Annotated in this window: 26 protein-coding genes and 4 pseudogenes; 4 read left to right on the top strand and 26 right to left on the bottom strand. The window is 68.6% G+C overall.

All coding sequences use genetic code 11. From position 1 onward, the window contains the following. The 26 genes and pseudogenes from V8F63_RS15740 to V8F63_RS15615 all read right to left on the bottom strand — a co-directional run bounded on the left by V8F63_RS15740 (position 1) and on the right by V8F63_RS15615 (position 14,612). On the bottom strand, positions 1-1,023 hold the full coding sequence (locus V8F63_RS15740) for a HipA domain-containing protein (protein WP_392354029.1): 1,023 nt from the start codon (positions 1,021-1,023) through the stop codon (positions 1-3). Between the two features lie 6 nt (positions 1,024-1,029). Beyond that, positions 1,030-1,074, bottom strand: a pseudogene (locus tag V8F63_RS15735) (hypothetical protein); the annotation flags it as partial. A gap of 100 nt (positions 1,075-1,174) precedes the next feature. Further along, positions 1,175-1,315: a hypothetical protein gene (locus tag V8F63_RS15730; protein WP_392354028.1), complete on the bottom strand. Its 141-nt coding sequence runs from the start codon at positions 1,313-1,315 to the stop codon at positions 1,175-1,177. After that, the gene (locus V8F63_RS15725; RefSeq protein WP_278069516.1) at positions 1,312-1,656 is read right to left on the bottom strand and encodes a helix-turn-helix domain-containing protein; all 345 of its coding nucleotides are present in this window, start codon (positions 1,654-1,656) and stop codon (positions 1,312-1,314) included. The genes V8F63_RS15730 and V8F63_RS15725 overlap by 4 nt, the downstream gene beginning before the upstream one ends. A gap of 158 nt (positions 1,657-1,814) precedes the next feature. Next, entirely contained in the window at positions 1,815-2,507 is a 693-nt protein-coding gene (locus V8F63_RS15720; protein WP_392354027.1) for an LPD7 domain-containing protein, read from the bottom strand. Next, positions 2,467-2,820, bottom strand: a complete 354-nt coding sequence (locus tag V8F63_RS15715; RefSeq protein ID WP_392354026.1) for a hypothetical protein — start codon at positions 2,818-2,820, stop codon at positions 2,467-2,469. Before V8F63_RS15715 ends, V8F63_RS15720 begins: the two co-directional genes overlap by 41 nt. Continuing rightward, positions 2,811-4,096: pseudogene (locus V8F63_RS15710) on the bottom strand (type IV secretory system conjugative DNA transfer family protein). The gene V8F63_RS15715 and the pseudogene V8F63_RS15710 overlap by 10 nt, the downstream one beginning before the upstream one ends. A 208-nt stretch (positions 4,097-4,304) precedes the next feature. Next, positions 4,305-5,021, bottom strand: a complete 717-nt coding sequence (virB11, locus tag V8F63_RS15705; protein WP_392354025.1) for a P-type DNA transfer ATPase VirB11 — start codon at positions 5,019-5,021, stop codon at positions 4,305-4,307. Further along, positions 4,972-5,313, bottom strand: coding sequence for a hypothetical protein (locus V8F63_RS15700; RefSeq protein ID WP_392354024.1), 342 nt, complete (start codon positions 5,311-5,313; stop codon positions 4,972-4,974). The genes virB11 and V8F63_RS15700 overlap by 50 nt, the downstream gene beginning before the upstream one ends. Continuing rightward, positions 5,313-5,825, bottom strand: coding sequence for a TrbI/VirB10 family protein (locus V8F63_RS15695; RefSeq protein ID WP_392354023.1), 513 nt, complete (start codon positions 5,823-5,825; stop codon positions 5,313-5,315). The genes V8F63_RS15700 and V8F63_RS15695 overlap by 1 nt, the downstream gene beginning before the upstream one ends. A 122-nt stretch (positions 5,826-5,947) precedes the next feature. Continuing rightward, on the bottom strand, positions 5,948-6,439 hold the full coding sequence (locus V8F63_RS15690; RefSeq protein WP_392354022.1) for a hypothetical protein: 492 nt from the start codon (positions 6,437-6,439) through the stop codon (positions 5,948-5,950). Continuing rightward, positions 6,436-7,260, bottom strand: coding sequence for a TrbG/VirB9 family P-type conjugative transfer protein (locus V8F63_RS15685; RefSeq protein ID WP_392354021.1), 825 nt, complete (start codon positions 7,258-7,260; stop codon positions 6,436-6,438). Before V8F63_RS15685 ends, V8F63_RS15690 begins: the two co-directional genes overlap by 4 nt. Further along, positions 7,257-7,634 (bottom strand): type IV secretion system protein, encoded by a 378-nt coding sequence (locus V8F63_RS15680; RefSeq protein ID WP_392354020.1) that lies wholly within the window; start codon positions 7,632-7,634, stop codon positions 7,257-7,259. Before V8F63_RS15680 ends, V8F63_RS15685 begins: the two co-directional genes overlap by 4 nt. 125 nt (positions 7,635-7,759) lie before the next feature. Next, positions 7,760-7,939: pseudogene (locus V8F63_RS15675) on the bottom strand (VirB8/TrbF family protein); the annotation flags it as partial. A 210-nt stretch (positions 7,940-8,149) separates the two neighbouring features. Next, a complete protein-coding gene (locus V8F63_RS15670; RefSeq protein WP_392354019.1) occupies positions 8,150-9,070 on the bottom strand; it encodes a type IV secretion system protein in 921 nt (306 codons plus the stop codon). Positions 9,071-9,296: 226 nt separating this feature from the next. Then, positions 9,297-9,572: a type IV secretion system protein gene (locus V8F63_RS15665; RefSeq protein ID WP_392355117.1), complete on the bottom strand. Its 276-nt coding sequence runs from the start codon at positions 9,570-9,572 to the stop codon at positions 9,297-9,299. After that, a complete protein-coding gene (locus V8F63_RS15660; RefSeq protein WP_392354018.1) occupies positions 9,476-10,012 on the bottom strand; it encodes a type IV secretion system protein in 537 nt (178 codons plus the stop codon). The genes V8F63_RS15665 and V8F63_RS15660 overlap by 97 nt, the downstream gene beginning before the upstream one ends. Next, the gene (locus V8F63_RS15655) at positions 10,009-10,707 is read right to left on the bottom strand and encodes a hypothetical protein (RefSeq protein WP_392355116.1); all 699 of its coding nucleotides are present in this window, start codon (positions 10,705-10,707) and stop codon (positions 10,009-10,011) included. Before V8F63_RS15655 ends, V8F63_RS15660 begins: the two co-directional genes overlap by 4 nt. Before the next feature lie 8 nt (positions 10,708-10,715). Further along, a complete protein-coding gene (locus tag V8F63_RS15650) occupies positions 10,716-11,141 on the bottom strand; it encodes a hypothetical protein (protein WP_392354017.1) in 426 nt (141 codons plus the stop codon). 166 nt (positions 11,142-11,307) lie between these two features. Further along, positions 11,308-11,787 (bottom strand): annotated as a pseudogene (locus V8F63_RS15645) (transporter); the annotation flags it as partial. Then, positions 11,772-12,380: a hypothetical protein gene (locus tag V8F63_RS15640; RefSeq protein ID WP_392354016.1), complete on the bottom strand. Its 609-nt coding sequence runs from the start codon at positions 12,378-12,380 to the stop codon at positions 11,772-11,774. The pseudogene V8F63_RS15645 and the gene V8F63_RS15640, both read right to left, overlap by 16 nt. 3 nt (positions 12,381-12,383) lie before the next feature. Next, positions 12,384-12,707: a type IV secretion system protein VirB3 gene (locus tag V8F63_RS15635; RefSeq protein WP_392354015.1), complete on the bottom strand. Its 324-nt coding sequence runs from the start codon at positions 12,705-12,707 to the stop codon at positions 12,384-12,386. A 167-nt stretch (positions 12,708-12,874) separates the two neighbouring features. Continuing rightward, positions 12,875-13,177, bottom strand: coding sequence for a TrbC/VirB2 family protein (locus V8F63_RS15630; protein ID WP_076223328.1), 303 nt, complete (start codon positions 13,175-13,177; stop codon positions 12,875-12,877). Further along, the gene (locus tag V8F63_RS15625; RefSeq protein WP_392354014.1) at positions 13,174-13,800 is read right to left on the bottom strand and encodes a lytic transglycosylase domain-containing protein; all 627 of its coding nucleotides are present in this window, start codon (positions 13,798-13,800) and stop codon (positions 13,174-13,176) included. Before V8F63_RS15625 ends, V8F63_RS15630 begins: the two co-directional genes overlap by 4 nt. A gap of 78 nt (positions 13,801-13,878) precedes the next feature. Next, positions 13,879-14,121: a helix-turn-helix transcriptional regulator gene (locus V8F63_RS15620; RefSeq protein ID WP_303705212.1), complete on the bottom strand. Its 243-nt coding sequence runs from the start codon at positions 14,119-14,121 to the stop codon at positions 13,879-13,881. 59 nt (positions 14,122-14,180) lie between these two features. Further along, positions 14,181-14,612, bottom strand: coding sequence for an XRE family transcriptional regulator (locus tag V8F63_RS15615; protein WP_303705213.1), 432 nt, complete (start codon positions 14,610-14,612; stop codon positions 14,181-14,183). 353 nt (positions 14,613-14,965) lie between these two features. Between V8F63_RS15615 and V8F63_RS15610 the strand changes: the two genes are divergently transcribed. From V8F63_RS15610 to V8F63_RS15595, 4 genes are all read left to right on the top strand, one after another. Then, positions 14,966-15,157 carry a GntR family transcriptional regulator gene (locus tag V8F63_RS15610; protein WP_392354013.1) on the top strand — a complete coding sequence of 64 codons (192 nt, stop codon included), beginning with the start codon at positions 14,966-14,968 and terminating at the stop codon, positions 15,155-15,157. A gap of 416 nt (positions 15,158-15,573) precedes the next feature. Then, positions 15,574-15,810 carry a hypothetical protein gene (locus tag V8F63_RS15605; protein WP_076223319.1) on the top strand — a complete coding sequence of 79 codons (237 nt, stop codon included), beginning with the start codon at positions 15,574-15,576 and terminating at the stop codon, positions 15,808-15,810. A 57-nt stretch (positions 15,811-15,867) separates the two neighbouring features. Continuing rightward, positions 15,868-16,488, top strand: a complete 621-nt coding sequence (locus V8F63_RS15600; RefSeq protein ID WP_303705215.1) for a lasso peptide biosynthesis B2 protein — start codon at positions 15,868-15,870, stop codon at positions 16,486-16,488. 20 nt (positions 16,489-16,508) lie between these two features. Beyond that, a complete protein-coding gene (locus V8F63_RS15595; protein WP_392354011.1) occupies positions 16,509-17,504 on the top strand; it encodes an asparagine synthase-related protein in 996 nt (331 codons plus the stop codon). Positions 17,505-17,679 lie beyond the last annotated feature (175 nt).

Raw genomic sequence — 17,679 nt, 5'->3', positions numbered from 1 at the left:
TCAGGCGGGACGGGCCGCCTTCAGTTCAAGGCGGAGGGCGCGCTGGATGCGCACGGCGTCGGCCTCATAGACGCCGGCGTCGTCGGCGTAGGCGCGCCAGGCCGAGACCGGAGCGCTGACTTCCTCGACCAGGGCGAGGGCTCTTCTGCGGCTGAAGCCGCAGTAGCCACCGAAGGCGACGAGGTCCTCCAGGTCGAAGTCGTCGCGTGCGCCGTTCAGGCTCATCTGATGCTGCCGGGTCCAGGGGCCCGAGGGGTTGTAGGCGTAGGCCACGTCATAGGCGGGGGAGAGCCGCCAGGCGCCGGTGCGGTCCATCAGGAAGGCGATGTTCTTGACGTGGTCGTCCTGGTTGCGGATCAGGATGTTGAAGACCGCGCGGCGGAACTGCTGTTCGATGTCGACCGCCGGCAGGCCGAGCCTGCGGATCGTCTCGACGGCCTGTTCGTAGGCATAGGCGCCGGCGGCGTTGAAATCGAAATGACGGATGGCCGCCAGGGACTGCATGTGCAGCTTGTCGCCCGTGGCCCTTCGGTCGAAACGGCGGGTCATGAAATGGCTGCGGCCGCCCTCCTGGTGGAGGCGGCATTCGGACATGTCGATGCCGGCGTCGGCCGCCATGCGCGAGAAGGCGTATTCGATCAGGCCGAAGCCCTGCGGATCGGCCAGTTCCTTGTCGCGGTTGTTGCTCACCCCGTCGAACTTGATCAGCCAGTAGGTGAAGCCCGCATCCGCCGGGAGTTGGCCGGAACGGAATTCGCCTGTGGCCTCATTCCAGGCGAGCACCGCCTTGGCGCGGGCTCCGCCGGCCGAGGTGCCGACGCGCAGGATCTCTTCCAGCGTATCGCGGTCGTCCTCGCCGGACAGGACGCCGTGCAGGTCGGCGCGGGCGTCGAGGACCTGGTTGGCGAGGTCGACGAGGGCGTCGATCTGGATCGGGCGCGAGCGGCGCTCGGTCTTGAGGATGGTCGGGTGGAACTCAAGCGCGCCCATGCCGCGCGTGCCGATGTAGCAGAGGCGTTCCACCGGATTGAAGCTGGCGGCGTCGCGGCCTTCGCGTGCGAGCCAGGCGTCGATCAGGGCGTTGCCGTACTTGTCGGGAAGGAGTCCGCCAGGAGGCCGGGCAGGCCCTTGAAGGCGTCTCGCGGCAGTTCTGGAAAGGCGTAGGGCGCCGCGTTCAGCGGCATGACGAGGGCGCCAGCTCCACGCCGCTGCCGAGGAAGTCGGGCATGTACTGGAAGACGGCGTGGCCGCGCGCCTCGACCCAGCTGACGGCGCCGATGTCGGTGCCCCACAGGCGGATGACGGCGTCGGTCATGACTGGTCGCCCCAGGCCCAGCGGGAGGCGGGCGGGGGCGAGGCGGCGGGCGCCGCCCGTTTACGCTCCCGGCCGGCCGGGCGCACCCGTTCGACCGGGCGGATGTCCAGGGCGGGCGTCAGGGCGTCGAGGCGGCCGGCGATCTGCAGGGCGTCCATCACGCGGATGAGGTTGTCGAGGGAGATGTTCTTTCCGTCTTCCAGGCGGCGCAGGGTGCTGAGCGACAGCCCCGCCTCCGTCGCGAGTTGCGCTTGGGTGAGGTTCCGGCTGAGGCGTTCAGCCGCCAGTCCACGACCCAGACGCTCGGCCTGGCGATCGATTTCCGCCTCAGCGATCGGCATGCAATCCTCCATATATGAACGATTGTCGCTCATCAGTTATGATGTCGTCTATATATGAATGATTGTGAGGAGTCCAGGTAGGGTGGGCTGTTATCGCTCATATATGATCATTAATGCCATTCAAGTCGCATAATGGTTCATATGTAGATGTTTATGGCTCAGCGATCCCTATCCCGTATCCGCGCCTGACCAGCCTCGCGGTCGAACCGTCGGCCGGCGTCGAGGTGACGGATGACGCGGGCGACGGCGCGCCGCATCAGGCGGTCCCGGGCGGCGGGGTCCTTGATGAGGGCGCTGACGGCGATGGCGACCTGGGCCATGCGCGTCGGCGCCTGGGTTTCAGCCCGGATCCGGTCTTCGTCCTTCCGGGCTGTCTTGCGGGGCGGGGTCTTTCGTTCCGACGCCTGGCGGTCGATCTCCCGGGGACGATAGCCCCGCACCTGGAGGTCGAGAGCCTGGGCCTGGACCCAGACCTCTCTGCGGAAGGCCTGATCGCCGCTGACGACGATCTCGCGCCAGCCGCGGTGGTCGGCGATCCGGAGCATGTCCCTGACCACGTCGGGATAGGGCTCGCGCGCGGTGAGGCGCCGGCCATGATCCCGAAAAAGCGCCTCGCCGCTCCGGTTGTCCCGGTGGAAGCGTTCGACCCTGCCTCTCCGGTCGTGCTCGACGAGGTATTTCGCCTCCAGCCCCTCGGGCAGGTCGCCCTTGCGGCGCGAGATCGGGGCCTGCTTCGGGGCGCGGCCGGGAACGGGGCTGAGCGCGTTCTCCGTGTCGCGAACGGGGGCGCTGCGGCTTTGTTTCCAACCATCAGCCTCTCCCCTCGGCGCGGTCTCGCGGCGCGGCCGCATGGTCGATGAGGGCGTCCACCCAGGCCGCGACCTGGACCTCGTCGGCCCCATGGCCCGGAGGCAGGGGCGCGCCCTCCTGCTTAAGCGAACGGACCAGGCCCTCGAAGCTCCAGTCGTCGTTTTCTGGGGCCGGTCCCGGGGAGGGCGGCGCTGGAGAAAGCCGGGGCGCCGGCGACGCAGGAATGGGGGGCACGTCCGGAGGCGCGACGGGCCGGCCTTTCAGCTCGGGGTGGGAGAAGAAGCGAAGCTTGCGGCCGAGAATGGGCGGCAGGCCGGCCTTCAGGACGATGAGGGCGTCGGCGTTCATCTGCATGAGGCTCCTGGGGCAGCATTAAAGAGCGCCTCTGGTCGGACTGGGTGATGGAGCGCCTTCCGGCGCCCAGCATGGCGGGCCGGCTGCGAGACAGGGCGGCGTAGGTATAGGCGCCGAGCCTTTCGCTGAGATCCCGGGCCGTCTTGAGGCTCCTTGGGCGCGAAGGCGACCTCGACGGCGCAGTTGGACATGATCTCCTCGGCGACGTCCGGCCCGTAGATGGCCCGGAGCTGGGCGGGGCTTTGCAGGACGGGCAGGAGGCGCAGCCCATAGCCGGCCACATAGGCGAAGGCCCGAGCGAGGACGCCGGCGTGGCCGAGGCGGGCGAACTCGTCGAGCAGGACCAGGACGTCCAGAGGCTCGGCCCGGCGATCCGGCAGGCGGCGGGTGTTCAGGTCTACGAGCTGCTGGAAGAAGAGGCTGTAGAGCGGGGCGCAGCGCGCGACATTGTCGGGGGAGACGCCGAGGTAGATAGAGGTCGGGCGGGTTCTCAGGCTTCTCAGGTCCATATCCGAGGACGCGGTCGCGGCGTCGACCAGGGGTTCAGCCAGAGCGCCATGCGCGCCGTGATGGTCTGTTTGATGGAGGCGAAGGTGTTCTCGCCGGCCGTGGCGAAGTCGAGGAGAGCGGCGACGCAGTAGGACGACAGGGGGCGTTCGGAGCCAGCGCGGGCCTCGATCAGGGCGGGAAGGCGTCGGCGGGGATCGCCGCCGGTGAGCTGGCGGAAGATCTCGCCCAGGGTGAAGGGCAGGTCGGGCGTTTCGGCCACATAGGCGCCGACGCCGATGAAGCCGGTCCGCGCCGCCTCGTTCCAGAAAGGATCGGCGTGCTCTGGCGCCGGGAAGAGCATGGTCGCGATCTTCTGGAGCTCGTCGAGGGTCTCGACCGGATTGCGCCGGTTGATGTGGCCGAGCGGATTATAGCGCGCGGTGCGCCCCTGCGGATCCAGCGGATCAAAGCGCCAGACCGTCTGGCCGCAGCCGGCGCGGTAGCCGGCGGTCGCTGCCCAGTTCTCCTGTTTGACGTCGAGCACCACGACCGAACCGGGCCAGGTGAGGAGATTGGGAATGACCACGCCGACGCCCTTGCCGGTCCGGGTCGGGGCGTGGAGGAGGACGTGCTCGGGACCGTCGAAGACCAGGGGGCGGCCCTTCGCCTGGCCGACGACGATGCCGGATCGCGCCCGAAGCCCGGCCCGGGCGATCTCCGCGCCGTTCGCCCAGCGCGCGGCGCCGTGAAGAGGGCGGCGGCGTGAAAGGATGCTTGCCGCGGCCATGACGATGAGCAGAAGGGCGCTCGAGCCGGCGCCGACGCCGAGCCATCGCGACAGCTCCGGGTCATGCCGCGATCGCCAGACCCAGGCGGGAAGCCTGACCCAGTCGAGATCCGGCGCGAGTTGTCCCGTGCCGGCCATGGCGATGATCAGGGTCAGCGCCGCGCCGATCCCGGTTAGGGCGAGGCCGGCGACGGCCCAGGCCGCCGCCCTAGCCGCGGGCGAGGCGTTTGCGAGCGGGGTCATGCCAGACCTCCGTCATCCGGAAGCGGCCATCGACCTTCTTCATTTGCACCACCACATCCACCATCAGGTGCAGCAGGTTGCGAATGTCCTCGCGCGGCAGGTCGCGGCCGCCCTCGGACTCGCGCACCAGCAGGGTGAGTTGCTCGAAGGCCAGGGCCGCTGAGTCCGCGTGTACGGTGGTGATCGAGCCGGGGTGCCCGGAGTTGACGGTGCGAAGGAAGAAGAAGGCGGCGGCGCCGTCGCGCAGTTCCTGCAGCAGGATCCGGTCGGGACGCATGCGCAGGGCACTTTCCAGCAGGGCCCTGGGACCAGTCCTGGCCAGACCCTGGCCGTCCTTGGCATAGAGGAGATGGACGGCGTTGCGATGCGGGACCGTCAGTTCGCGCGTATCCTCGATCGTCAGCAGCCGCTCATGGAGCGGAATGAGCTCGACCAACCCCTTGGCGAAGGTGGTCTTGCCCGAACCGGTGGCTCCGGAGATGAGGATGTTGCGGCGGCTCTCCACCGCCAGCCGGAAGAAGCCGGGCCAGTCCCCGCCCTGCCTCAAGGCGATCAGGGCGGAGTCTGTTTCGTCGATCTCGTGGCCGCTCACGGCCGTCGCCGTCGCGAACAGGCCTGCGGCTTCGAAGTCCTCAAGCCCCATGCGGCGGCTGGAAGGCTTGCGGATCGTCAGGGAGATCATGTCGGCCGGGACGGCGGGGAAGAACGATCTGGCATCGCTCGTTTCCGGGCAGGACGGTGGAGCAGATCGGATGTACGGCATCGACGTCCTGGCGGGTGAAGGCCGCCGCCGCGACCGCAAGCGTATGCAGCCAGGCTTCGGTCAGGGCTGGAACCTTGTGCCAGCGCCATCGGCCGGAAGCTTCCACCCCCACCTCGCCCGGGCGGTTGACCACCACTTCGGTGACCGCCTCCGGTTCAAGGATGGGGCTGAGCGGAGCGAGGTAATGGTCCAGGACGGCGGTGTCTCCCATCAGCGCGGCCGGAGGCGATAGACGTTCGCGAAATTGAGATCCTGGGCCACGAAGATGGAGACCTCGGACCCCTGGCCCTTGCGCAGGGTGGGCGGGATGGCGATCGAGTTCTGCAAGGCGATGGCGGCGGCGTCGGACGGGACCCGTGCGGAGGACTGGAGGTCCTGCCCCCGGTCAGCCGCCGCATAGACGCCGTCATCGACGATCGACAACAGAAGGGCGCCGCCGAAGCGGTCCCAGAAACGGGTGTCGATCTCGCCGTCGAAGCCGGAGCGGCCAAGAGCGTCGGCCGCGGGCGAGGCGAGGGCCACCGCCACACCTGTCGGCGTGACAGCCCGGGTCCACAGGACGAAGAGCCGGCGACGACCGGTCTCGAGCCCGCCGCGGTATTCGCCCACAACCCGCGTTCCGCGCTCCATCAGGACCACGGTCCCATTGTCCGAATAGACGTCGCGGGACACCAGACAGCTGACATAGCCCGGCGTGGCGCTGTCCATGGCGGTCTGCAGCACGCAGGGCAGGCTGGTCCCGGCGGTGATCAGGAGGTTGCGATCGGGAAGGACACCCGCCCTGGCCTCGCCGATCGGGCTGAGGCGGCGAAGCTCGTCGAGCGAGGTAAGGCTCCGTGGGTCGGTCAGCGGCAGGGGGAGGCGGGGCCGGGGGCGGGGGAGGCCCGGCCGGAGCGGCTATAGGCCAGAAGGGGCGCCCGCCGGGCGCTCTCGGCCAAGGCGCGCCTTTCATCCGCCGGCGAGGTCGAGGGGCTGGTCCGGTCGTGGGAAGGCTCGATCGCCGGCAGGACTTCAGCCTCGCCAGTCAGCGGCGCCGCATGGGGATCCCCCGCGTCGCCGATGGGCGGCGGGGGCTCGCGGCGACGGGCGGGTTCAAACGGCGCGCCCTGGCGGGCCGGCTGGTCGGCGGCGGGTGGTTTCCGATCCCGGGCGTCGCCCCGGTCCCAGGTCGCGAAGAGGAAGACGCCGCAGCCGGCGGCGAGGGCGGCGAGCGTGATCATCCGCCCCTGGCGTCCGCCGAGCCGGCCGGCAATGGGAGAGACGCCCCGGTCCTGACCGGTCGGCGGGACGTCGGGGCGGTCGACGGCGTGGGGCGGCGGCGCGGGGTCGGCGGTCATGATCGGCCTCCCGTGAGATCGCGTGCGACCGTCGCAGTGGCGGTGCCGCTCGCGGTCGCGGCGCTGCGCGGATCCCAGGCCTCGTTGAAGATGCACAGGACCGAGGCGCCGCGGCGCAATCGCAGGCCGCGCGCGGTGCCATGGATGACCACGAACTCTCCACGGACGTCATAGGGGATGAGCCGCTCGCCTCCGTCCTCGGCCACTTCGAATATGGCCGGAAAGGCCTGGGCGCCAGGGAAGCGAAGGACGGTGAAGCGGCCGTTGTCGCTGACCTCGCTGGGCTGAATCCGGCTGTCGCCCTGGACCGAATAGGCGAGATTGCGCGGCCCCTGGATCGCGCCCTGCTGAAGTTCGAGGCTGACGAGGCGTTCCTCCGCGAGATCGGCGGCCCTCGCCAGGCTGGCGGCCGCGCGGGCCTGATCGTCGTCGGGGTAGAGGAAGCGGATCTGATAGGCGACCGAGGTGCGCGCGCCCGGGTCGCGCGCGACCAGTTCGAAGGCGTAGTAACGGGCGTGTCCAGCGCGGTCGGTGACCACCAGGAGATTGGTGGTCTGGTGGCGTTCGCGCGGTTTGAGGAAAAGGACCGAGCCTTCGGCGGCGACCTCCCAGGCCACGCTGTCGCCTATGGCGGCGTGCCGGATCGTCTCCTCGGGCGAAAAGACGATCTGGGTCGCGGTGCGAAAGGCCCCCGCCACGCGATAGACCTCGCCGGGGGCGTAGACGACCTCGCGCATGCGGGCGTCCGGCGTTTCTTGAGCGAGGACGGGGGCGGCGAGCGTCAGGGCGCCCAGGCTGATGGATAGGGCGAGAGCTTTCATCGGATGACCTCCGGGTCGGCGCGATAGGAGACGACCTGGAATCCGAGGGGATTGCGCAGCCGGTCGGCCTCCGTCATCGGCGCGCGGGTCCAGGTGAAGGCTATGGTGGCGATCCAGTCGCTCTCCACGACCTGCCGGGCGTGTCGGACCGTGCGGCGGAAACGGACATTGGCGACGTCGTCATTGATGAAGCCGATGGCGCGGATGGCGACGACGGCCTCGCCGTCAGGCCCGTAAAGGTTCTGCGGGCTCTGAGGATTGGAGCCGCGGTAAAGCTCGGACCATCGGGTCTGTTCGCCGGGCGCCGAGAGGACGGACACCATGCGGAAGGCGTCCTCGGCGGCCGGGTCGAGATAGCCCTCCCGGGCGCGCACATATTGGGCGAGGAAGTATTTGCTGACGGCCTCGTCGTAGCGGGCCGGGCCCTGGTCCGATGAGAGCCCCTGACTACGTCCAGCGCACCGGTCGACTGATCGACGCGGATGACGAAGGGTTCGGTCGTCTTCAGCGGCGTCAGAGCGATGACGGCCAGGCTTGAGGCGGCGGCGAGAAGCGTGGTCGCGCCCGCCGCGGTCCAGGCGAAGCGTCGCGAGCGAAGGGCGGAGGACAGACGGTCCTGATCCCAGCGTCGCGCCTCGGCGAAGTAGCGCTTCAGGTCGTCGGAGGGGACGCCGGTCATGTGCAGCCTCCGGGCGGCGGTGTTTGGGCGCTGACAGCGGCGGCCGCTGTCGGGGCCGGTTCAGGCGAGAGAATGGAGCCATGCGCATTGGCCGGGCGTCGGGCGGTTCCGTCGCAGGTCGGCAAGTCCGGGCCGGTCAGGGAGGCGCAGCCGCTGAGGACGCAGGCCTCTAGAAGGCAGAGGAAGGGAAGCGGGATGCGAAATGACATGTCAGGCTCCATTCGGTCGGATGGTCCCGCCGCTCCGGGGCGGCTGGCGGCTGGCCTCCTGAGGCCCGCGGGCGGCGCCGGAGCGTCCGGATCCCAGGGCGGCGGCGTTGGCGAAATCAGCCAGACCCGCGCTGGCGCCGCCGGCGACGCCTGCGGCGATGGCCGGGGTCTGCAGGAAGAAGATCGCGCCGAGCAGGCACAGGGCGATGAAGATGAGACCGCCGATCATCGGGTCGGCGCCCTGGATCGATCCCCACTGGTCCCGCACAAGGGAGAGAACGAGCTGGAAGATGACGATCATCAGGGCGAAGAGGACGAGATAGTTCACCGCCTGGCTCAGCCAGCCGAAGAAGAAGCGGCGAGTGGCGTCGAACAGGGCGCAGGCGATGAAGATCGGACCAAGGGTCACCAGCAGGGCCAGGGCCAGCTTGGCGACCAGGACCACCCCGAAGCCCAGGGCTGCGGCCAGAGCGCCGATGATGAAGACCGCCGCCGAGATGACGTAGGGGCCCGGATTGAAGGCCGAGGCGTCGCGGGCGATGTCCTCGCCCAGCCAGGCCGCATGGGCGAAGAACTGGTCGAAGGCGGCGCCGACGCTCGGCGCCTCTGCTCCGCTGACCGCGCGGGTCAGGACATTGGGCAGGCCGGTGAAGAGCGGTTCGGTGACAAAGCTGGAATAGGCTGTCGTGGTCGCCAGGGCGTAGATCAGGGCGAGCTTGATCGAACGGACGGCGAAATCCATCACGGGCTCGCTAATGGCGCCGCGCAGGATGGCGAAGCCGTAGAGGACCACATAGAGGACGAGGGCGATCCTCAGAGGGCCCTCGACTTCGGCGATCACCGCGGACAGGCGGCTGCTGAGGAATTCGTTCAGGCGGCCGTCGATGAAGTCATAGCTTGGCTCGAAGACCCGGAATTCCATGATCAGGGCTCCCGGAAGGTTTGGGCGTAGGCGGCCATACGTTCGCGACGCCGGGCCTCGGCCAGACCCTGGCGGGCGACGACGCAATCGCGGGTCCTCCGGCCTGCGTCGCAGTCCGCCACAACCTTAGCGGCGCTCCCCGGCGCCTGTGCGAAGCCTTCGGCGTCTCGTGGCGGTGGCGAGCAGGCCGGGAGAAGGACGCAGGCGAGAAGGACGACAGGGCGGGTCATCGGAAGGCGCGCTCATAGACCGCCTGTCGCGCCGTCCTTGCGGCTTCGGCCTGTTCGCGGGCGCGTTGTTCCTCGAGCCGGGCTTCCGCGGCCTGGGTCAGGGCGAGACCCTGAAGGCGGAGCTGTTCGTTCTGGATCAGGGCCTGTTCAGCCGCGAGGCGGGCCTCGAGATCCATCACGGCGCGGGCGTTGGGGGCGGCGTCCAGGGCGCGGCGCAGGCTTTCCAGGCCCTCGAGTCTCTGATCGGACGCCTGGCTGACGGCCTCGCCGATGGCCAGATCCCGGGCCGTCCGAGCCCCGACCGTTCGAGGCTGTCGCGATAATAGGTATCCGCGTCCCCTGAGGGCGGGGTGTAGAGGCGGGTCTCGCGGCGGATGGCGGCGGCGCGGTCCGCCAGATCGCCGAGCGCCGTCAGGTCTCCGTCAGCCGCCGCCCGCAGAGCCCTCAGGTCCGGCAGCGGATTGCGGACTTCGGGAAGACCGAGGACGCTCGCCAGGGCGTTGACGTCGGAGATGGCGTTCAGGCTGTCGAACAGGGCCTGACCCTGTTCGACCTGGGCCTGAAGCGCGCGAAGCTGCTGCAAGGCGGTGCGGGCGTCCTCGACCAGCCGGGCGTAGGCGGTCGGGTCGTGAACGATGTGCTGGGCCTGGACGGCCGGGGCTGAGGACAGGAGGACGGCGCCGATCAGGGCCGCGAGCGACCGGGCGTTCATGAGACTCTCCTTCGGGCATGGAAGAGGTCGCGCCATTGGGCGTAGTCGTCGCCCGTCTCGGCGCGGATCTGGTCGAGCAGGGCGACGGTTTCGGTCCGGCCCGACAGGACCGACAGGGCGTCGTCCATGCCGCTGAGGTCGAGCTCGACCACCAGGCTGTCGTGACCCTGCTTGACCAGGAAACAATGGGACGCGGGCGTCAGCTCGTCGCGGACCAGCCGGAACTCGGCCTCGCTCAGGCCGAAGCCGTCGACGTAGTCGCGGGCCTGGGCGTGGGCGTTGGGCAGGAAGATCTTGGTCGCGCACTGTTCCAGGACGGCGTGAGCGATGGGCGAGCGCAGGACGTCGGCGGGCGACTGGGTGCCGAACACCATCAGTGCGTTCTGCTTGCGCCAGGTCTTCAGGCCGTCCTGGGCCAGGTCGGTGAAGGCGGGATCGCCGAGGACCTTCCAGAACTCGTCGATGTCCAGGACCAGCCGGCGACCGTCCACCCGTTCGGCGATTCGGTGGAAGAGGTAGAGCATGGCCGGGGTCCGAACCTCGTCATGGTCCAGCACCCGGGTCATGTCGAAGCCGGCCAGGGGAGCCTCCAGGCTGAGGGCGTCCTCCTCATTGTCGAGAACCCAGCCGAGCGGGCCCCCGCGCTGCCAGCGCTCGAGACGGGCGCCGACGCCCCCGGCGTCGCCTTGGCCCAGCAGGCTCCTCAGGGCGATGATGGACCTCTGTTGGCGGGGAGGGCCTCCAGCGCCGCGACGCCATGATCGATCGCCCGGGTCTCGGCGACGGTCAGGCTTTCATTCGGACGGCTGACCAGGGCCCGGACCAGGCGGACCAGGAAGGCGCGGTTATGAGACGACGGGGGCAGGGCCTTGAACGGGGCGAAGCCGGTCGGCTCGCCGTTCGTTAGCGTCAGATAGGTGCCGCCGCAGGCGCGCACGAAGATCTCTGCGCCCCGATCCTTGTCGATGAAGATTTGCTGGGCGCCGAACCGCTCCAGCTGGGCCAGCATGAAGTTCTGGACGACCGTTTTCCCAGAACCGGAAGGCCCGCAGATGAAAGTGTGGCCGAGGTCGCCGACGTGGAAGTTGAAATAGAAGGGCGATCCTGCGGTCGTCCTCAGGGCGGCCACGGCCGGCCCCCAGTGGTTTCCGGCCGCCCTGCCGACCGGATGGGAATGGAAGGGGGCGAGCGCCGCGAATTGCGCGAGGTGATGGCCGCCGGGCGGGTGCGCCGCGCGAAGCGCCGGGAAACTGGGACCAGAAGGCGGCTTCGAGACCGAGGTCTTCGCGCGCCACGACCAGGCCGGAATCCGCCAGTATGGCGCGCGTCTTGGACAGATGCTCCGCCAGGGCCGCGGGCGTATCGCCGTAGACCAGGACCGAAGCCTGGTGTTCGCCCATGACGAAGCGGTTGCTCGTCAGTTCGTCCAGGGCCTCCGACAGTCCGGCGATCTGGGAGCCGGCCCGGTCGCGGGCCGAGACCATCTGGTTCTGTTTGCGCTCCATCACAGCCCGGGCAGAGGCCTTGGAGAGGAAGGCGAAGGACTGGGTGACGACAAAGCTGAAGCGGGCGCTGAGCAGGGCGTTCCACAGGCCGGGCCGGGTCGTGGCCGGATACTCCTTGATGGCCAGGACGCCGGCGTAACGGGCCGAAGCCACCTCCCGCAGTTCCAGGGTCTCCCGGCCAAAGATGGCGCGGTTGGCGTAGAGGGCGCCGCCGAGGTGGCCGTAGACGATAGGGGCGGGCGATCGGCGTCCGGTTAGAACCAGCCCCATGAGCTCCATGGGTTCGGAGAACCACAGGCCGTTCTTCTCATAGAGCCCGAGGCGGCGGGGGCGTAGCGGTCCAGATACTGGGCGAGGTCGCGTCCGGCTTCCTCGATCCGGCGCAAATGGACGGTGGCGGGTTCGAGGTCTTCGCCTCGCGCCTTGCCCAGACGCCGTATCAGGGCGGCTGTCTTGTTTGACGGCGCGCGGCCCGGATGCAGGACCAGGGTGACGAAGAGTTCGTTGACCCAAAGAGGCTTGTCCGCCGTCCGGGCGTTCCAGGCGGCGCCCAAGTCGGCCGCGAAGGCGGAGCGATAGCCCGTGGAGGGTTCAGGCTCGATCCTGCGACGGATGAGGTGGTGCCAGACCGCGAACTGCTCGTCAGCGAGGTTTCGCCAGGCCTGGTTCAGCTTGAGGTGCCAGTCGTTGAGGTCGCGGGCGTCGGCCGTCTCGAAGCTTGCGCCCTGGATCTGGAACACCAGCATGAGGGCGCCGCTGTCGAGGGCCACGACATGATCGCTGACGTGGCGTGCATATGGCAGGTGCGATCGGGCGTCGTTCTCGCGCTTGAGCCGGCTCTTGCTGATCCCGCCTTCAGCCACGGGTCAGCTCCGAGGCGCGGTAGCGACGGACCAGGGGCAGGGGGAGGGCGAGCTTCCACCCCACAGGGCGCTGTTTCTGGCCCGCCCCTTGGTGTCGACATAGACGAAGAGCAGCCGGAAGGCGTTGTGGTCGGCGCGGCAGACGGCGCGAAACACCATGTGCAGGGCGGGGGCGACCAGCAGGTAGAGGAGGCTGCCCCCGATAAGGAAGACCAGTCCGGAGAGGATGACATTGACCCCCATGGCCTCCATGGGAACGCCCATGACCATGGCCGGCCGGGTGCAGGCCAGGAAGAGCGGGTCCTCGGCCAGGCCTTCCTCAGCCATGATCGCCTCCGGCAAGAAGACGGACCGCGGCCAGAACAATGACCAGACCGCTCCCCAGACCGCCGACGATCTGGGCGCAACGCAGGGGAGAGATCAGCCGGCGTCCGAGCGCCAGGCCGAGGGCGAAGGCGGTCCCGACCGCCCCGAGGAGAGAAGGGCGGGGCTCATCAGGCGCCGCCCGTGATGAGGTTGACGATCTCGGCCGCGCCGAAGACCACGATGATCCCGAGCACGACGATGGCCGCCCGCCGGAGATCAAACAGGCCGAACATCCAGAGGATGCCGACCACCACCACGGCCAGGACCGCCAACAGCCGGGCGGTGTTGCCGGTGAGCATGTCGACGACGTTCTGGAGCAGGCCTTCAATATTGGCCGAGGCGAAGGCGGGCTGGACCAGCAGAAGGCTGGAGGCGCCGGCGATCAGGGCAGCGGCGAAGAGGCGCTGCGTCCTGGAAGACTGTCGGATCATTTCTGACCTCCCGAGGCGTTTCCGGTGGAAGCGAAGACCAAGCGCGCGCTCGCCTGCGCCCGTCCGAAGACGTCCCAGCCGGCGAGGGGACTCTGTTCGACAGGGCTCTCCGATGCGGCGACGGGCGCCTGAGGGTGAGAGGCGCGCGGGACTGGAGCCAGGCCGAGCGTTCCGGCGGCGGCCTCGACCCGGGCGACATAGCCGTTGCGAAAGCCGCGCTCCGGATGACCCGTATTGTATCGCGACAGGGCGACCCTCAGGCTCTGCTGCGGCGTCTCGTCCGCTCGCGGCCGATAGCCGGCGCGCAGGACGTGGTCCGCGGCGGCGAGGTTGCGGCAGGGATCGAAGACGGCTTCGGGGCTCAGGCCGAGCCACTCTAGATTGTCGCTGTTGATCTGGGCCAGGCCGAGATCGAGGTTGGCGCCGCGGTCGAGCAGGCCGCGCGCGATCCGGGCGGCGTCGGCGGCGTCCCTGGCGCGTCGCGCTGGGCGCGGACCGCGATTGACGCCGATGGCCAGGGGATCGAACCGGCTTTCGGCCCAGGCCACGGCGGCCAGGGTCTCCGGCGCGCTCTGTGGAGCGCAGGTCTGGGCCAGGATGAGGATGGCGGCGAGATCCAGCAAGGCGGGGCTCCGGGTTGTGGAGCCTCATTCAGCCTTGCCGCGGGCCGGGCATCGACCCGGCGCCTCCCTGTCGCAGGTCTACGGTGGGGCGATGACGGGGGCCGGCGAGGCGGCGGCGAGCCGCGCCACCGCCTGGATGCGGGTTCTCACTCCGAACAGGCGGCAGGCGTCCGCCAGATGTTCGTCGACCGTGCGAGGCGAGAGGCCCAGGGTCGCGGCGATCCGGCTCGATGTCAGACCCTCGGAGGCCAGGGTCAGGCACTGGCGCTGACGATCCGTCAGGGCGTCGACCGGAGCAGGGAGAGACGACGTCGGGCGCATGAGGCCAGCACAGCCCGCCTTTCGCCCTGCGGCCAGCCCGCAACTTCCCGGCGTTGGATTTACGGAGCCTGGTCGGCGGGAGGTTCGTCCTCGTCGCTCATGTCCGGCGGAACCAGCTTCTCAAGCCTCTGCTGCAGCCATATCCGCGCAGCCTCGTCGCGACGGACAGCCTGCATGGCCAGTTCGCGGAAGGCGCGGGTCACCGTATTGATGATGGTGCGGCCGTCCAGTTCGGCGATCCCGTCCCCCATGTCGTCGTCGAGGGCGTGCAGGGCGACCACCAGGATCTCGACGAGCTTGTTGTCGGCCGCCCTCAGGGCGAACTCCGGCGAGCCGAGCGCCATGGCGGTGAAGATGGCGTAGGGATCGGAATCCGTGACCCGGGCGAAGCGATGGATGCGTTCGTGATGGACCTTGCCCTTGCCGGCCTCGAACAATTCATAGGTCCGCAGACGCATCCCCATGGCGTCCGCCACGTCGATGGTGCGCATCCGGCGGTGCGTACGGATGAGGCGGAGCGACGCCGAAAGCGTCGCGCTCTGGGATTGGCGTTTCTCCGGGCCCATCGTCCGCATTTCTCCCTGCTGACGAGGTGTGCGGACTGAACCCCAGCACCCCTGCAGGTTGAAAAATGGGCCAGTGCTGACTCAAATGAAAGTCAGGAAATAAACGGGTGCCGGAAACTTGCGCGATGACGAAAATAACCTGCGGTTATTGGCCGTGTCGTCTCGCATGTCTTGGGTGCGACGGGAGAGTGGGAGATGAGACTGCATGATCCCTATCACATGGCCCTTTCGGCCCTCTCGGGATTCGTGGGGAGGGCCGTTTCGGGGCGGGCATGCCCATGGTGGTCACGACCCTGGCCCGCGAACTCGGCCTGAGCCCAACGCCCGTCCGGGAAGCGCTGGCCAGGCTGGCCGGGGAAGGGGTGATCGAGCACTGGCCCGGACGGGGCTATTTCGCACCGCGACTGGCTGCGAGCGATATCGTCGAGGCTCTACGACTATCATCAACGCCTTATTCTCTGGGCGATTGATGCGCCAGTCGCTGCGGGCGGGCTGGCTGTAGAGCAGAAGGAAGCCTCGCTCCTTGATCGTCTCGAACGGGTGTTCGCCGGAGCGGCGGGGCGATCCGGCAACAGGGTCCTGATCCGCGCCCAGCGCCTGGCGTCAGTCCGCCTTCGTCCGGTTCGTGCGGTCGAGATGACGGTGGCTCCGGTGACACTGGGCGAGGTCGAGCGCCTCGAGGCCCTTTCCGGGAACGAGGAACTGACCGGCTTCAGGGAGGAGGTCATCCGGTATCATGAAGGACGGATGGAGACGGTCGCCAGCATCTCCGCAGCCGTCCGCCGGTCAGGCGAAAGTATAGTTTAAATATAGCTGTCAAATAGGCAGGGGCGGGTGCTTTCTCGAGATACCGGCGCATTCCGCGTCGGTCCCAGGAGGTACTGTCATGTTGAAGACCCTGTCCGGCCTGATCCGCCTCGGATCGGCCTCCGTCCATACCCGCGCCGAGGTCGGCATCCAGAAAGCTGAACTCACCCCCATCTACCGCTACGACGACCTCGGCGCCCGCGCTGACATCGTACGGCTTGGTGGAGCCGAGCAACAAACCCGGGCGGATTCTCCCCGCGGTCAGTTCGAACTGATCCCGGTCCAGCGCTGGGAGATGAACGGCGCGACCCGCTAAAACGGCTGAGGGCGTCGCTTTTCTAGCGGCGTCCTCACGGCCGAAGGGAGATGAGAGATGACGGCTGTGTTCAGACCTGATGTCCATGCTGTGGCGGTCGACGACGCCCTGATCATTCTGGATTTGATGCGGGATGAATACCTCTGCTTGCCGGGGGCGGTGGCGGACGGAGATGGTGGGATCCAGAGCGCCGAGTTGATCGCCACTCTTGACGAGGCTGGCCTCGTGACGACCGGACCGGCCCCCGAGCGGCGGCCTCTTCCCCAGCGCCCATCGGAGACGGTCATCTATCAGCGGCCTGAACAACCGCCCGCCATCGCCACGTGGCTGGCGGCGCTGCGGGCGGCGCTGGCGGTCCGCGCGATCCGGAAAGGGGCGGGGGTGGCCAGCTATCTCGCGCTCGCAGACGGGCCGGCCGGCGACCGGACGCCTGCCCGTGTCGCAGAGGCGGCGCGGGCCTTCTGGCAGATGGCGCCCTGGCTACCGATTGAGGGCGAATGCCTGGTGCGATCGGCCCTCCTGATGCGATTTCTGAACCAACGGGGGCTGGAGGCCGACTGGGTCTTTGGTGTGCGACTCTGGCCCTTCATGGCTCACTGCTGGGTCCAACTGGACGACCTCTGTCTGAACGACGATGTCGAACGCCTGACCGCCTACACGCCGATCTACAGCAGATGACGCCCTCCGAGCACGGCTATATGGTCATTCAGCGCGATGGCCTGGACCCGGCGGGTCTTGCTGTCCTGGAGGCCGGGCGTCGCGGCCTGGAGCGCGCTGGATGGCGCTCTGTGCTGGTGGTTGACGATCTGGAAGTCTTCGTCGGGCCCCGGCGTCCGCCCAGGATCCGGCTTGTTCATCGTCGCTGCATCCTGATCGGAACCTATCGTCCGCACGGCCAAGCCCTTTCGGCCCTGATCGGCAGGAGCCGCAGCCCGGACGAACTCGCCCGAGCGACCGTGGCCGGCGGCTGGGGGAGATATGTGCTGGCCTGGCGGACCGACGCCGGTGACCTCGCGGTGTTGCGGGATCCGAGCGGAGCCGTCGACTGCCTGACTTGGAAGTGTGGCGGATTGTGGCTGGCGTCTGATCAGCCTCCGCCAGAGGCGGATGTCATGATGCCAGCGGTCTTGGCGATCGATTGGGACCGCCTGGAAGAGATCGCCGAGCAGCCGGGTCTGGCGAGTGATCAGCCGCCCTTGAAAGGCCTGACCGGGGTTGCGCCGGGAGAATATGCACTCATGGGCCGCACGGTCGCCCGCTATCCCGTCTGGCGACCGGCCGACATCTGGCGAACGCGTGACGTCGATCCTTCACCCACCGCGCTTCGAAGTGTGGTGGATGAAGCCGTTGCGGCGGAAACGGATGACCATGCAAGGCTGGTCGGCGAAATTTCCGGCGGATTGGATTCTGCGATTGTATCGAGCAGCCTCGCCGCCTCCGGCCGGTCCGACCGTGCCCGCTTCGTCAACTATTATGGAGATTGGGCCGAGGGCGACGAGCGCCCCTATGCTCTGGCCAGCGCGCGAATGAGCAGACTCTCCTCGAGGTGGTTCGAAAGCCGGTGGCGCCGATCACGCCTGGGCTGCTCGCGCCTCTGGGTTGGGGCGTGCGTCCTGCGCTGCACGGGGTTGATGCGGCCTATGACGAGGAGATGGCGAACCGGTTGGCGGTGGCGAACGCGACGGGATTGTTGACCGGTCAGGGCGGCGACGCGGTTTTCTTTCAGGCTCCGGACCCTCAGGTGGTCGTCGACCGACGCAGGCGGAGGGGATGGCAGGGGTTCGAGCCTAGCTACTGGGCCGAGGTTGGTCGCTGGACGCGTCATTCCGCTTGGACCGTCGCGGCATTGGCTCTGGGCGGTGGGCGCGT

The organism is Brevundimonas sp. LF-1 (genome assembly GCF_037055305.1).
GTDB classification, from domain to species: domain Bacteria; phylum Pseudomonadota; class Alphaproteobacteria; order Caulobacterales; family Caulobacteraceae; genus Brevundimonas; species Brevundimonas sanguinis.
Note: the sequence above shows the minus strand (reverse complement) of the source record. Positions and strands in the feature narration are given on the sequence as shown.